Source organism: Streptomyces sp. NPDC002520 (assembly GCF_053595235.1).
Genome location: NZ_JBSFXG010000004.1, coordinates 1 through 13717, shown reverse-complemented (window position 1 = coordinate 13717; position 13717 = coordinate 1). Strand labels below are relative to the sequence as shown.

Sequence of the window (13717 nt, the reverse complement as noted above, 5' to 3'; positions counted from 1 at the left end):
CCCCGGAAGGACCTGCCACCCCTGTGGACAGCGCCCTGTGGACAACGCGGGCAAGCGCCCGAAGCCCCTCACTCGCGCAGGTGAGGGGCGTACACAAACCCTGTACGGGCGCCGGAACAGCCCCACCCGGAACACAGCCGGATGGCATCCGAAACCCGGCTGGAAGCCGGCCGGAGCACCGCGGAACTCAGCCCGAGCAGCACCGGAAGACGGCCCGAGCACCGCCGGAAGACGGCCGAAAACCAGGCGTCCGCGCCCTCAGCCCGGATAGACCGGCGCCGTCCCGTCCTTGTCCACCTTCTGCCACTGCGCCCCGGTGGGCAGCCGCACGATCCCGTCCTCCGCCGAGTAGGCCACCAGCGGCGCCCGCTCGTCCTCCGAGGCGGCGATCGTCTCCACACCCGAGAGCGCCGCGGGCGCCGGACCGTCCAGCGTGGAGCCGTCGACCTGGACGTACCTCATCTGGTGCACGCCACCCTGCTCACGGCCGACCACGACCAGCCGGCTGTCGCCCGCCCAGGACATCGCGGTGACCAGCTCCATGTCCGGGGCGGCCGGACGCGGATCGACGACCGCCGGCGCGTCACCCGCGTCCCCCTCCGTGCCCTCCCGCTCGATCCGGCCGATCAGCAGCGAGTGCTTGCCGCCCTTCGCGACGACCAGCGCGACCCGCACCCCGTCGGCCGCGACCCGCACGTCCTCGATCCGGCCGGGCAGATCCGGCAGGGAGACCTCCACCGGCTTGTTCGGCTTGCCCGGCTTATCCGTCCTGTCTGCGTCCTGCTCCACGACGTACAGCCGCTGCCGGCGCGGGTCCCGGTCGGCCACCCACAGGTCGCCGCGCGTGTCCCAGCTCGGGTTGGTCAGCCGGTCGTCCTTCAGGTTCGCGCCCTGGCTGGTGATCACCGGATTCCCGAGCGCACCACCCGCGGTCAGCGACGTCATGAACAGCGACCTGCCGTCGGCGCTGACCCCGGCCACCGTGTGCTCGTCCCGCGAGACGGCCACCGACCGCAGTTCCTTGGCGCCCTGACCGAACACGCCCGGCACCGGAGTGCCGCTGGTCCCGGTGGATCCGGTCGGCAGCCGCAGCAGCCGGTGCTTGCCGTCCAGGTAGTACAGGTACTCGGGGCTCTGAGCCGAGGCGTGCCAGGCACCGGACTCGGCACGCTCCTCCGTCAGCTCGCACAGCCGGTGTCCGCCGGGCCCCCGCAGCTCGACGGACTCCAGGGTCGGCGTCAGGTTCCGCAGCGTGAACAGCAGCTGGGTGGCCATCTCCGTGCACCGGGCCTGGCCCACCCGGGAGGCCTTGTCGTTGAGCAGGACCGTGAGCTTGTTCTGGTCGTCGGGCGTCAGCCCCGACACGCCCTTCTGCAGAGCCGTACCGGTCGGGAAACTGGACCTGACCACCGGCTCGAGCCAGTCGGTGGGCCCGTTCAGCAGCGAGCGCACCAGCTGGGTCATCGAGTCGACCTTGCTGCGCACGAACACCGGATCGGCGACCGCCACCGGCTCCCCGGTCGCCCCGACCCTGGTGTGGGTGGCGAAGTAGTACTTGTCGACGGACGTGTAGTTGCGCTGGAAGTCCGACTTGCCCATGACGACGCCCTCGGGCGGCGCGTCGATGCGCCACTGCCCGTTCTTGGGGTCCCTCGTGAGATGCACCTTGGTGCGGTAGGAGCCGTCGGCGGGCGCGTAGGCCTGCTGTGCGTCCACCGTGGCGACCTTGTTGCCCGCCAGGACGTAGGTGCGGGACTCGGTCTGCTCCCGACCGTTCAGCGGGGCATCGGTCGGGATGCTCGGCCCGTCGGCGAGGACGGTGGTCGAGCGCTCCGGCCGCCAGGAGCGCGCGGCGTCCGTCGTGAGGTACTTGCGGGCCGTGTCGTACTGCGGGTCGTCGCTGGTCAGCGCCTCCAGGAAGCCCTGCATGATCTCGCTGGAGGAGGCGTTCTCGGCGGGCGGTACGGCGAAGACGCGTACGCCGGTGTCCTGCCGGGGCGTGGACTCGACGTTCCGCAGGTCCCCGCTGTCGGGCATCGTGGCGCACCCGGCCAGCAGTACGGCCCCGCAGGCGGCGTACGCCACCGCGCGCCACCGTCGGCGCCCGGCGCCCCCCTCGCGGTCAGCGCCCACGAAATGCCTCCCCTGGCTCGGTCGTCTCGTGCTGCCCGGGCGGATCCTGTCGTGCCTCGTGGGTGTCGGTCACCGGTCCGGCGGGCCTGCCGTCGAGGTGCTGGCCTCCGCCGGGCCGGGGCACCACGCGCGCGCCGTTGCCGTTGCCGGGCAGGGCGGTCGGGTCGACCACAGGGCTGGCGGCGGTCCGGCGCTGCGGGATCGAGGCGCCCGGTGCCAGCGACGGCATCGTGCCGCCGGGCTGCACCGGAACGGTCGCCCGCTTCTCCTCGGCCCCGCGGGGCCGGCCGGCGTCGTCGAGTCCGCGGCCTCGGCGCGAGTCCTTGGGCTCCAGCGGTATCGGCGAGCCCCGCAGCGGCTCGTCCGCGGTCCGCGGCAGCGTCAGCCGGAACTGCGAGCCCCCGCCCGGCTCGCCCCAGGCCTGCAGCCAGCCGCCGTGCAGCCTGGCGTCCTCCAGGGCGATCGACAGCCCGAGGCCCGTACCACCGGTGGTACGCGCGCGTGCCGGGTCGGCCCGCCAGAAGCGGCTGAAGACGCGGGTGGCCTCGCCGGGCTTGAGCCCGACGCCGTAGTCGCGCACCGCGATGGCGACCGCGCCACCCGCGGCGGCGAGTTTGACGACGACGTCCTTGCCGTCACCGTGCTCGACGGCGTTGACGACGAGGTTGCGCAGCACGCGCTCCACCCGCCGGGCATCGGCCTCGGCGACGACGGGCTGCTGGTCGCCGACGACCCGTATGCGGGTGCCCTTGCGCTCGGCGAGCGGCTCGGCCCCGCCGACCACCCGCCGCACGACCTCCCTGAGGTCTATCGGCTCGGCCTCCAGCGCGGCCGCGCCCGCGTCGAAGCGGCTGATCTCCAGCAGGTCCGCGAGCAGCGACTCGAACCGGTCCAGCTGGTCGGCGAGCAGTTCGGCGGACCGGGCGGTCACCGGGTCGAAGTCCTCGCGCGCCTCGTGGATGACGTCGGCGGCCATCCGGACGGTGGTCAGCGGCGTGCGCAGCTCGTGCGAGACATCGGAGACGAACCGCCGCTGCATCCGCGACAGGTCCTCCAGCTGCTGGATCTTCACCTGGAGGTTCTGCGCCATCTTGTTGAAGGCCTCGCCCAAGCGGGCGATGTCGTCCTCGCCGGTGACCTTCATGCGCTCCTGCAGCCGCCCTGCGGACAGCCGCTCCGCGATCCCGGCCGCCATCCGCACGGGCGTGACGACCTGCCGCACCACCAGCCAGGCGATGGCGCCGAGGAGTACGACGACGAAGAGTCCGGCGGTCGCGAGCGTGCCCTTGACCAGGCTCAGGGACTTCTCCTCCTGCGTGAGCGGGAAGAGGTAGTACAGCTCGTAGGGGTGACCGTTGGGGTCGTTGACCTGCTTGCCGATGACCAGCGCCGGCTGGGAGTCCTTGCCGTTGCTGTAGACGATCCGGGTGTAGCTCTGCGCGGCGGTCGTGCTGCTGTTGACCCGCTCGCGCAGGTCGGCGGGAACGCTGTCGGTCGGGCTGACGTACCCGGAACCGCGCGGGCTGCGCCCGCCGCCGGTGTCGTCACCCACGGGCAGCGTCACGACGTCGAAGGCGCCCGCGCCGCCGCTGGAGAGCGACTCCACGAGGTCGCTCATCCACTGGATGACGTTCTGCGACTGCTGTCCGTCGGTGGCGGGCACGCCGTCGGTGCCGCCGGTGCCCGTGGCACCGACGGCGGCTTCGTCGGCATTCTGCTTGGCCACCGCGAAACCGCCGGTGGCCTGGCTCTGGGAGGCCTTCACCTTCGCGTCCAGCAGGCCGTTGCGCACCTGCCCGATCACGACGAAGCCCAGCAGCAGGACGACACCCAGCGACATCACCAGGGTCGTTGCGACGACCCTCAGCTGGATGTTGCGCCGCCACAGTCGCATGACGGGCAGCAGCGGACGACGCACCCAGCGCATGAACAGGCGGACGACCGGGCTCCCCTGGACTCCGCCCTGCAACAGCCCGCCCTCGAGCAGGCGCCCCCAACGCGAACCCGTCGCCTTCCGGCCGACAGGCCGCCCCGGACGGTCCCCGGGCCGGCCGGGAGCCGAAGCGGCGCTGTCTGCGGACATGTCAGCTCGGTCCGGCCTTGTAACCGACACCACGGACGGTCACCACGATCTCCGGCCGCTCCGGGTCCTTCTCGACCTTGGAGCGCAGGCGCTGGACGTGCACGTTGACCAGCCGCGTGTCGGCCGCGTGCCGGTAGCCCCACACCTGCTCGAGCAGCACCTCGCGCGTGAACACCTGCCACGGCTTGCGCGCGAGCGCGACCAGCAGGTCGAACTCGAGCGGGGTCAGCGCGATCGACTGCCCGTCCCGCTTCACGGAGTGCCCGGCCACGTCGATCACCAGGTCACCGATGGTGAGCTGCTCCGGCGCCGGCTCCTCCGACCTCCGCAGTCGCGCCCGAATGCGGGCCACCAGCTCCTTGGGCTTGAACGGCTTCACTATGTAGTCGTCGGCGCCCGACTCCAGGCCCACGACGACGTCGACCGTGTCGCTCTTCGCCGTCAGCATCACGATCGGCACTCCGGACTCCGCCCGGATCAGACGGCAGACCTCGATGCCGTCCCTGCCGGGCAGCATCAGATCGAGCAGCACCAGATCAGGCTTGGTCTCACGGAACGCGGCCAGCGCCTTGTCGCCATCGGCTACGAAAGACGGCTCAAAACCTTCACCACGCAGCACGATGCCGAGCATCTCGGCCAGTGCGGTGTCGTCGTCGACGACAAGGACTCGTCCCTTCATAAACGACATCATCCCATTCTCATAACAGTGAAGGTGGCGCAGGTGAGCAGGGTCACCAGCCAGTGACGATAGTCGTATGGGGCTGTCACTGTCTGCCCTGATCCGCAGACGTTGATGTCATCACTGATGTCAGCCCGCGGACCGGCACCCATCCCGCGATCCTCGCCCACCACCCTCCCCAGCTCCCATCCCGTACGCCGTCGACCCACACACCGTGGAGCGGGCGTGGTTCAGGGCGTCAAGGTGGAGCGCGCCACTGTACGAACGACCTTGACGCCCTGGGCCGCGTCTGCTCGGCTCTGCCTGGGTCGATGGCGTACGGGATGGGAGCACCCCACGCACGCCAGTACGGGCCCGCAGCCGGGAGCGGCGCCCCCTCCATCCCGGTGTCGGCCGATCCCCCGCCGGAGGCATTGTTCTGACCGTGGCCGCACTCTGCGGTGATCAACTCATGGCCACCGGCCCTATCCACATGTGGGCGCGCGTCGGCACAGCGTGCGCGGAGCGGGCCGAAGGCAGGAGCGCAGCGCGCAGCGGGGCCGGGAGCGCGCCCGGCGGAGCGGAGCGCAGCCGGGGCTTGATGAGGTAGAGAAACCTGTAACAACTCCCTGCCCTATGGGCCAGTTCAGGATCACAAGATCCCTCTGAACTGGGGTTCTATCGACGTCCCAAGTTGGCATATGCGTCTTACCCACGCTTACTTGTCTCGTGTGAGACAGAGTGGCAGCATGGATGCATGTCCACCCGCCGAAATCGACAGCGCCCCAAGGCCGTGCAGCGACCACCCCGTACCGTCCAAGCCCTCGCAACGGACGCCTCCGCGAGCACCCCCGAAGACGCTCGGGCCAAGGCCGTACGGCAGCTGGTAGAGCCAGGCAAAGAGCGTGTCCGCCTCGCGTCCGAGTTGGAGCGGATGGACACCCATCTCCGCCCCTTGATCCTCGAAGCCATCCGCGCCGGGGTCCCCACCCGCCGCGTCGCTGAACTCACCGGGATCTCCCGCGCCACCGTGGCCCGTTGGGGCAAGAACACGGAGCACTGAAAGTTAGGCCGCACCCGTCGACACCGGGCGCGGCCTCGTCCGATTCGAAGGAGTCGAAGCCATGTCGAATCGATCTGCCCTCATCATGACAGAAGCACCCTGCCCGACCTGTTTCGGGAGCTGCGTCACCATCGATGATGGTTCCGTGACCGGGAAGCCTGGAAAGTCCCTGCCCTGCTCCTGCTCCACAGGGTCGCACCGCCCCGGCAAGGCACCCGAGGGAGCCCACTACACCGTGGGCCTGCGGCTCTCTCTCGACCCCGCCGACTGCGCCTGTGGGGGCACAGGATGGCTCGACGGGGGCTTCTACGTCTGGGAGGGAAGCGTTCACCTGGCGGCCGATGAACGGTGCCCCCTCCACGCCACCTGAGATGTAGCCGTTGGATGTCACGGCCCCTCGCCTCGCGCATCGTTGCAGGCAGCGGGGCCGTTTCCGTTGATCAGGCCGGGAGCATCCCATTCTCGTAACGAAGACAGAGCCGCAGGTGAGGCAGGTCACTGGCCAGTGACGATAGTCGTACGAGACCGTCACTGTCTGCCCCTGTTCCTCGCGACTGTCCGCCCCTGGTCATCGCGGCAGCCGCGCCACCCTGCACCGGCTGCCGCCACCCCGGTCCCGGGCGCCGTGCCTAGCCGGTCGTCACCTGAGGCGACCGACCGCACAGCTCCGCGAGTGCCTCGGCCGTCACCGGTGAGACGACTCCCTGCTCGGTGACGATCGCCGTCACCAGTTCGGGAGGTGTCACGTCGAACGCGGGGTTGTAGGCCTGGGTCCCCAGCGGTGCCACCGGGATCCCGCTCCCCGCTCCCGTCGCCGCGCCCTGGGGCGCTGTCACCTCGGTCACCTCGAAGCCAGGGCGCTGCTCTATCTCGATGGACGCACCGTCCGGTGTCTGCGGATCCACCGTCGTCACCGGCGCCACCACGATGAACGGCACATGGTGGTAGCGCGCGAGCACCGCGAGCGGATAGCTCCCCACCTTGTTCGCCACCGAACCGTCGGCCGCGATCCGGTCCGCGCCGATGAGCACCGCGTCGACCTCCCCGGCCGCGAACAGCGAACCGGCCGCGTTGTCGGTGAGCAAGGTGTACGCCATACCGCTGCGGGCCGCTTCGTACGCCGTCAGGCGAGCGCCCTGCAGCAGCGGACGCGTCTCGTCCACCCACAGGCGCCTGAGCTGTCCGGCCCGGTGAGCGGCCAGGGCCACCGCGAACGCCGTGCCCTCCCCGCCGGACACCAGCGCTCCGGTGTTGCAGTGGGTCAGGATCCGGTGCCCGCCGCCCGGCAGCAGCTCGTGCAGCAGGGCCAGCCCGTGGGCTCCCATCCGGGTGCTGGCCTCGGCGTCCTCCCGGTGCAGCGCCCGCGCCGCGTCCAGCGCCGCCGTCGCCGCCGCCTCCGTGTCACCGGTCCCGGCGAGCGCGGACCGGTACGCGGACAGGGCCCTGTGCACGCCGACGGAGAGGTTCACCGCGGTCGGCCGGGCACTCTCGAGCGCCTGCGCGGCCTCGTCCACGTCGAAGCCCCGCACGGCGGCGAGCGCGACGCCGTACGCGCCCGCGACGCCGAGCACCGGCGCACCGCGCACGGCGAGCGAACGGATCGCCTCCACCAACGCCGGCGCGTCCGTGCACACCAGCTCGACCTCCTCGGCCGGAAGCCTCGTCTGGTCGAGAAGGACCAGTACGGGACCTTCGGGTGGTTCCTCCCAGCGGAGAACTGGTATTCCGGTCGACCGCCTGCCCTCGTCGAGTTGCGCCTGCTGATCAGCCATGCGGTCAGTCTGCCCCGTATCCACCGGACAATTGAAGGTGCACAGCTCCTACCGCGGCCGGTCACGGTGTCACCACCCCATGGCACGATGTCTGCCAACCTGCCGCCGCGACCGCGGACGGGCACCGTGAAGGAGCTTCGATGACTGACACTCCGGGCTGGGCCTCGCCCGGATCCGACCCGTCGTCCGACGGACGGGAGCCCGGCGCCACCGGGTCCGCCGACCGTCCTGGCCCCACCGAGCCCGCCGCTCAGCCAGGCGCGCACCCGCAGGGCCCCGGCGCGAAATGGTCCGACCAGCAGCCACCGGCCGGCCAGTGGTCCGCGCCCACCGGAGCCCCGAACCCCGGCCAGACCCCACCGCCTCCGCCGCCCGGCCCGGGCTGGGGCGGCCAGCCGCCCGCCGGTCCTGGCGGCCCCGCCGGTCCCGGCGGATACGGAGGCCCCGGCGGGTACGGCGGTCCAGGCTGGGGTGGCCCCGGCGGCCCGGGTGGTTACGGAGCTCCCGGCGGTTACGGAGGCTGGGGCGGCTGGGGCGGCCCCCCGCCCGCGGCCAAGCCCGGTGTGATCCCGCTGCGCCCGCTCGGCATCGGCGAGATCCTCGACGGCGCCGTCTCCACCATGCGCGCCTACTGGCGCACGGTCCTCGGCATCTCGCTGACGGTCTCGGTCGTCACACAGCTCGGCGTGCTCCTGCTGCAGGGCCTCGTCCTCGACGACACCACGAACACCCTCAGCGACCCCAGCGCCTCGGCGAAAGAGATACTCCGGTCCTTCGGCACCCTCATGGCCGGCGCCGGCATCGTGGCCCTGGTCTCCGTGGTCGGCACCATCATCTCGACCGCCCTGCTGACGACCGTCACCAGCCGTGCCGTCATCGGCAAGCCGGTCAGCGCGGGCGAGGCCTGGCGCGACTCCCGCCCGCAGATCCCGAAGCTGTTCGGCCTGCTGCTCCTGCTGGGCCTCATCTCCGTCGGCGTCCTGACCGTCGGCGCGCTGCCGGGCATCATCTCCGCCATCGCCGGCGGCAACGACGGCATCACGATCACCTTGCTCGTCCTGGGCATCCTCGCCGCCATCGTGGTCGGGATCTGGCTGACGGTCCGCTTCTCTCTCGCCTCGCCGGCGCTGATGCTGGAGCGGCAGGGCGTGGTGAAGGCGATGAGCCGGTCCACCAAGCTGGTCCGCGGCTCCTGGTGGCGTGTCCTCGGCATTCAGCTGCTCGCCGGGATCATCACCAACGTCGCCGCCTCGATCATCGTGGTCCCCTTCACCTTCATCGCGGCCGCCGTGAGCGGCGAAGGCGCGACGGGCCTGTTCGCCACCACCCAGCACCCCGCCGGCTGGTCGTTCCTGATCATCACCGGCATCGGCTCGATCATCGGCTCGACGATCACGCTCCCGATCAACGCGGGCGTCACCGTGCTCCTCTACATCGACCAGCGCATCCGCCGCGAGGCCCTCGACCTCGAACTGGCCCGCGCCGCCGGTGTCCAGGGCCACGGCACCGCCACCCCCGGCGCCGTTCCGGGGAGCTGATGGGGTGAGTCCGACGGGGGGAGTTCTCACGGCGGCGCCGGCCCTGCCCGGCGCCGCCGACTCGGCCGGGGCACGCCTGCTGCGCGCAGCGGACACGGCCGTCATGGCACTCGGCGGCTCCGGGGACGAGCCGCCCGTGACCATCCCGCGTGATCCCGCTCGCGAGGCGGCACGCCGCGAGCTGTCCAAACGGATGTACCACGAGAACGACCCCAGCCTCTTCCAGCGTGCCCTGAACGCGTTCTGGGACTGGGTGGGCGATCTGTTCGGCTCGGCCGCCTCCGCCACCCCCGGCGGCACGATCGGCCTCGTCGTCGTGATCCTGTTCGTCGTCGCCGTCCTCGCGGCACTGTGGTGGCGTCTGGGCACTCCGCGACGCCAACCCACCTCCGCCGCGACCCTGTTCGACGAGCGCCCCCGCAGCGCGGCCGAACACCGCGCGGCCGGCGAGGCCCACGCCGCCCAGGGCCACTGGAACCAGGCCGTCCAGGAGCGCATGCGGGCCATCGTCCGCTCCCTGGAGGAACGGACCCTGCTCGACGACCGGCCCGGCCGCACCGCCGACGAAGCGGCCGCGGAGGCCGGCCGCGCCCTGCCCACGCACGCGGACCGACTACGCTCCGCCGCCCGGGAGTTCGACGACGTCACATACGGCGGGCGCAGCGCGAGCGAGCTGTCGTACCAGCGCATCGCCGAACTCGATCGCGACCTGGAACGCACCCGCCCGACGCTCGCCGCAAGCGCCGTCGGCACGGCCCGCAACACCCCCAAGGGGGCCGCCGAATGAGCACCCGGGCCGCCACGGCGCCGCCGACCACGTCGCTCTCGCCCAACACCCGTCAGGTGTGGACGCGCACGCGAGGCATCGTCCTCGCCCTCGCCCTCCTCCTGATCGCGGCCGTCGCGATCGCCGTCGTCCGCTCGCAGACCCGGCACGGCGACCTCGACCCACGCTCCGCCGACCCCTACGGCAGCCGCGCCGTCGCCGAACTCCTCGCCGAACGGGGGGTCTCCACGCGCGTCGTCACCTCGCTCGGGGCGGCACGTGCCGCCGCCGGACCGGACACCACCCTCCTGGTCGCCGTACCCGACCTGCTGACCCACCGTCAGCAGGACCAATTGCACGCCGCGACGGCGTCCTCCGGCGGGCGCACCGTGCTCGTCGCCGCCGGCACCTGGTCCATCGGGCGACTCGCTCCCGGCGTCGCCGCGTCCCCCGCCACCAGCATCGACTCCGCGCTCGACCCCGACTGCGCCCTCCCCGAGGCCGGGCGAGCCGGCCGCGCCGACACCGGCGGCATCCGCTACACCACCACCGCCCCGGGCGCCGACACCTGCTACCCCAGCAACCGGCTCGCCACCCTGGTGCGCGTCCCCGCGGCCTCCGGGGACGGCGACACCGTCGCCCTCGGCGCGCCCGACATCCTCCTCAACGACCGCCTCGACGAGCAGGGCAACGCCTCGCTCGCCCTCCAACTCCTCGGCTCCCGACCTCATTTGGTCTGGTACCTCCCCTCGCTCGCCGACTCCCCCGTCACCGACACCGGCGACCGCAAGAGCTTCCTCGACCTGCTCCCCTCGGGCTGGCTGTGGGGCACCCTTCAGCTGTTCATCGCCGCGGCCCTCGCCGCCTTCTGGCGGGGACGCCGGTTCGGCCCGCTCGTGGCCGAACGACTCCCCGTAGCGATCCGCGCCTCCGAAGCCGTCGAAGGCCGCGCCCGCCTCTACCGCAAGGCCAACGCCCGCGACCGCGCGGCCGCCGCCCTACGCTCCACCACCCGCACACGCCTCGCTCCCCTCGTCGGCGTCCCCGTCGCCCAGGCGCACGCCCCCGAAGCCCTGCTCCCCGCCCTCTCCGCCCACCTGCACGGTGACGGACAGGACCTGCACTCCCTCCTCTTCGGACCGCCGCCCGGCGACGACGCGGCCCTCATCGCACTCACCGACCAACTCGACGCCCTCGAAAGAGAGGTACGCCGTTCATGATGGACCCGACCACTGACAACGCCGGGATCCCTGGGGACGCGGGCGCCGCCCGAGCCTCGCTGGAGGCTCTGCGCGCCGAGATCGCCAAAGCCGTGGTCGGCCAGGACCCCGCAGTGACCGGCCTCGTCGTCGCCCTCCTGTGCCGCGGACACGTTCTCCTTGAAGGAGTCCCTGGAGTCGCCAAAACGTTGCTCGTCCGCACGCTCGCATCCGCGCTCGAACTCGACACCAAGCGTGTCCAGTTCACGCCCGACCTGATGCCGAGCGACGTCACCGGCTCCCTCGTCTACGACACCCGCACCGCCGAGTTCTCCTTCCAGCCCGGCCCGGTCTTCACCAACCTGCTCCTCGCGGACGAGATCAACCGCACCCCGCCGAAGACCCAGTCCTCCCTCCTGGAAGCCATGGAGGAACGTCAGGTCACGGTCGACGGCACCCCGCGCCCCCTGCCCGACCCCTTCCTGGTCGCGGCCACCCAGAACCCGGTCGAGTACGAGGGCACCTACCCCCTGCCCGAAGCCCAACTGGACCGCTTCCTCCTCAAACTGACGATCTCTCTGCCCTCCCGGCAGGACGAGATCGACGTCCTCACCCGCCACGCCTCGGGCTTCAACCCGCGCGACCTGCACGCCGCCGGCGTACGCCCCGTCGCCGGGCCCGCCGACCTGGAAGCCGCCCGCGCCGCCGTCGCCAAGACGGCCGTCTCTCCCGAGATCACGGCCTACGTGGTGGACATCTGCCGGGCCACCCGCGAGTCGCCCTCCCTCACCCTGGGCGTCTCCCCGCGCGGCGCCACCGCGCTCCTCGCCACCTCGCGCGCCTGGGCATGGCTGACGGGCCGTGACTACGTCATCCCCGACGACGTGAAGGCCCTCGCCCTGCCCACCCTGCGCCACCGTGTCCAGTTGCGCCCCGAGGCCGAGATGGAGGGCGTGACGGCCGACTCCGTCATCAACGCCATCCTCGCCCACGTTCCGGTCCCCCGCTGATGGCGCTCACCGGACGCGCCGCTCTCCTGGCGGCCCTCGGCTCCATCCCGGTCGGCATCCTGGAGCCCGGCTGGACGGGCATCCTCGCGGTCAACGGCCCGCTGGCCCTGGCCTGTGCCTGCGACTACGCGCTCGCGGCGCCTGTACGGCGCCTCGTCCTCACGCGCTCCGGCGACACCTCCGCACGCCTCGGCGAGACCGCTGACGTCACCCTCACCCTCACCAACCCCTCCCGGCGCCTCCTGAGGGCACGGGTGCGAGATGCCTGGCCGCCCAGCAGCTGGCAGCCCGGCACCGAGGTGGAAGGCTCCCGGCACCGCGTCGCGGTCCCGCCCGGCGAACGGCGGCGCGTCACCACCCGGCTGCGTCCCACGCGCCGGGGCGACCGGCAGGCCGACCGCGTGACCATCCGGTCCTACGGTCCCCTCGGCCTCTTCTCCCGCCAGGGCGCCCACAAAGTGCCCTGGACCGTACGAGTCCTGCCGCCGTTCACCAGCCGCAAGCACCTGCCGTCGAAACTCGCCCGACTGCGAGAACTCGACGGCCGCACCAGCGTGCTGACCCGCGGCGAAGGAACAGAGTTCGACAGCCTGCGCGAGTACGTCCCCGGGGACGACACCCGCTCGATCGACTGGCGTGCCACCGCCCGCCAGTCCACGGTCGCCGTCCGTACCTGGCGGCCCGAACGCGACCGTCACATCCTGCTGGTCCTGGACACCGGCCGCACCTCGGCCGGCCGGGTGGGTGACGTGCCACGCCTGGACGCCTCCCTGGACGCGGCCCTCCTCCTGGCGGCGCTCGCCTCCCGCGCAGGGGACCGCGTGGACCTGCTGGCCTACGACCGCCGGGTTCGCGCCCTGGTCCAGGGCCGCTCGGCCGGTGACGTCCTTCCGTCCCTGGTCAACGCGATGGCGACCTTGGAGCCGGAACTCGTCGAGACCGACGCCCGCGGCCTCACGGCCACGGCCCTCCGCACGGCCCGCCGAGGCTCACTGCTCGTCCTGTTCACCACCCTCGACGCGGCGCCAGTAGAACAGGGCTTGTTGCCTGTGCTCCCTCAACTCACCCAGCGCCACACCGTCCTCATCGCCTCCGTGGCCGACCCACACATCGCCCGCATGGCTCAGGCCAGGGGGAATGCGGACTCGGTGTACGAAGCCGCGGCTGCGGCTCATGCCCAGAACGAACGGCAGCGTACGGCGGATCAACTGCGCTGCCATGGAGTGACGGTGGTGGACGCGACGCCCGACGATCTGGCGCCGGCACTGGCGGACGCATATCTCGCTCTGAAAGCAGCGGGCCGGCTCTGAGGCCCTACCCCGCTCCCCTCTTCGGAGGGAAACGACCCCTGAACGCAGAAAACCCCCGCATCCGTGGATGCGGGGGTTTTCCCAAAATTTGTTCGGCGGCGTCCTACTCTCCCACAGGGTCCCCCCTGCAGTACCATCGGCGCTGTGAGGCTTAGCTTCCGGGTTCGGAATGTAACCGGGCGTTT

At 71.8% G+C, this 13717-nt stretch carries 11 protein-coding genes and 1 rRNA gene; 7 read left to right on the top strand and 5 right to left on the bottom strand.

Annotated features, from left to right (window positions below):
* Positions 1-258 precede the first annotated feature (258 nt).
* From ACWD5D_RS08255 to mtrA, 3 genes are read right to left on the bottom strand one after another with little or no spacing between them, the layout of a single operon-like run.
* Positions 259-2133, bottom strand: coding sequence for an LpqB family beta-propeller domain-containing protein (locus tag ACWD5D_RS08255; protein WP_451371993.1), 1875 nt, complete (start codon positions 2131-2133; stop codon positions 259-261).
* The gene (gene mtrB, locus ACWD5D_RS08250; protein WP_451371992.1) at positions 2123-4216 is read right to left on the bottom strand and encodes an MtrAB system histidine kinase MtrB; all 2094 of its coding nucleotides are present in this window, start codon (positions 4214-4216) and stop codon (positions 2123-2125) included. Before mtrB ends, ACWD5D_RS08255 begins: the two co-directional genes overlap by 11 nt.
* Position 4217: 1 nt before the next feature.
* Positions 4218-4907, bottom strand: coding sequence for a two-component system response regulator MtrA (mtrA, locus tag ACWD5D_RS08245; protein ID WP_191870552.1), 690 nt, complete (start codon positions 4905-4907; stop codon positions 4218-4220).
* Between the two features lie 724 nt (positions 4908-5631).
* Between mtrA and ACWD5D_RS08240 the strand changes: the two genes are divergently transcribed.
* A complete protein-coding gene (locus ACWD5D_RS08240; RefSeq protein ID WP_451371991.1) occupies positions 5632-5937 on the top strand; it encodes a helix-turn-helix domain-containing protein in 306 nt (101 codons plus the stop codon).
* Between the two features lie 145 nt (positions 5938-6082).
* Positions 6083-6307, top strand: coding sequence for a hypothetical protein (locus ACWD5D_RS08235; RefSeq protein ID WP_451371990.1), 225 nt, complete (start codon positions 6083-6085; stop codon positions 6305-6307).
* 259 nt (positions 6308-6566) lie between these two features.
* Here the strand turns inward: ACWD5D_RS08235 and mtnA are convergent, their stop codons facing one another.
* Positions 6567-7709 (bottom strand): S-methyl-5-thioribose-1-phosphate isomerase, encoded by a 1143-nt coding sequence (gene mtnA, locus ACWD5D_RS08230; protein WP_451371989.1) that lies wholly within the window; start codon positions 7707-7709, stop codon positions 6567-6569.
* Between the two features lie 140 nt (positions 7710-7849).
* Between mtnA and ACWD5D_RS08225 the strand changes: the two genes are divergently transcribed.
* The 5 genes from ACWD5D_RS08225 to ACWD5D_RS08205 are packed head-to-tail and all read left to right on the top strand — an operon-like array spanning position 7850 to position 13532.
* Positions 7850-9247: a DUF7544 domain-containing protein gene (locus ACWD5D_RS08225; protein ID WP_451371988.1), complete on the top strand. Its 1398-nt coding sequence runs from the start codon at positions 7850-7852 to the stop codon at positions 9245-9247.
* Between the two features lie 4 nt (positions 9248-9251).
* Positions 9252-10034: a DUF4129 domain-containing protein gene (locus tag ACWD5D_RS08220; RefSeq protein WP_451371987.1), complete on the top strand. Its 783-nt coding sequence runs from the start codon at positions 9252-9254 to the stop codon at positions 10032-10034.
* The gene (locus tag ACWD5D_RS08215; protein WP_451371986.1) at positions 10031-11233 is read left to right on the top strand and encodes a DUF4350 domain-containing protein; all 1203 of its coding nucleotides are present in this window, start codon (positions 10031-10033) and stop codon (positions 11231-11233) included. Before ACWD5D_RS08220 ends, ACWD5D_RS08215 begins: the two co-directional genes overlap by 4 nt.
* Positions 11233-12222, top strand: coding sequence for an AAA family ATPase (locus ACWD5D_RS08210; protein WP_451371985.1), 990 nt, complete (start codon positions 11233-11235; stop codon positions 12220-12222). Before ACWD5D_RS08215 ends, ACWD5D_RS08210 begins: the two co-directional genes overlap by 1 nt.
* Entirely contained in the window at positions 12222-13532 is a 1311-nt protein-coding gene (locus ACWD5D_RS08205) for a DUF58 domain-containing protein (protein WP_451371984.1), read from the top strand. The genes ACWD5D_RS08210 and ACWD5D_RS08205 overlap by 1 nt, the downstream gene beginning before the upstream one ends.
* A gap of 90 nt (positions 13533-13622) precedes the next feature.
* Here ACWD5D_RS08205 and rrf read toward each other — a convergent pair.
* Positions 13623-13717, bottom strand: a 5S ribosomal RNA gene (gene rrf / locus ACWD5D_RS08200); the annotation flags it as partial.

Coding starts and splice junctions, on each gene's coding strand:
- mtrB (WP_451371992.1), bottom strand. CDS start 4,216: ATGTCCGCAGACAGCGCCGCTTCGGCTCCCGGCCGGCCCGGGGACCGT.
- mtrA (WP_191870552.1), bottom strand. CDS start 4,907: ATGATGTCGTTTATGAAGGGACGAGTCCTTGTCGTCGACGACGACACC.
- ACWD5D_RS08240 (WP_451371991.1), top strand. CDS start 5,632: ATGTCCACCCGCCGAAATCGACAGCGCCCCAAGGCCGTGCAGCGACCA.
- mtnA (WP_451371989.1), bottom strand. CDS start 7,709: ATGGCTGATCAGCAGGCGCAACTCGACGAGGGCAGGCGGTCGACCGGA.
- ACWD5D_RS08225 (WP_451371988.1), top strand. CDS start 7,850: ATGACTGACACTCCGGGCTGGGCCTCGCCCGGATCCGACCCGTCGTCC.
- ACWD5D_RS08215 (WP_451371986.1), top strand. CDS start 10,031: ATGAGCACCCGGGCCGCCACGGCGCCGCCGACCACGTCGCTCTCGCCC.
- ACWD5D_RS08210 (WP_451371985.1), top strand. CDS start 11,233: ATGGACCCGACCACTGACAACGCCGGGATCCCTGGGGACGCGGGCGCC.
- ACWD5D_RS08205 (WP_451371984.1), top strand. CDS start 12,222: ATGGCGCTCACCGGACGCGCCGCTCTCCTGGCGGCCCTCGGCTCCATC.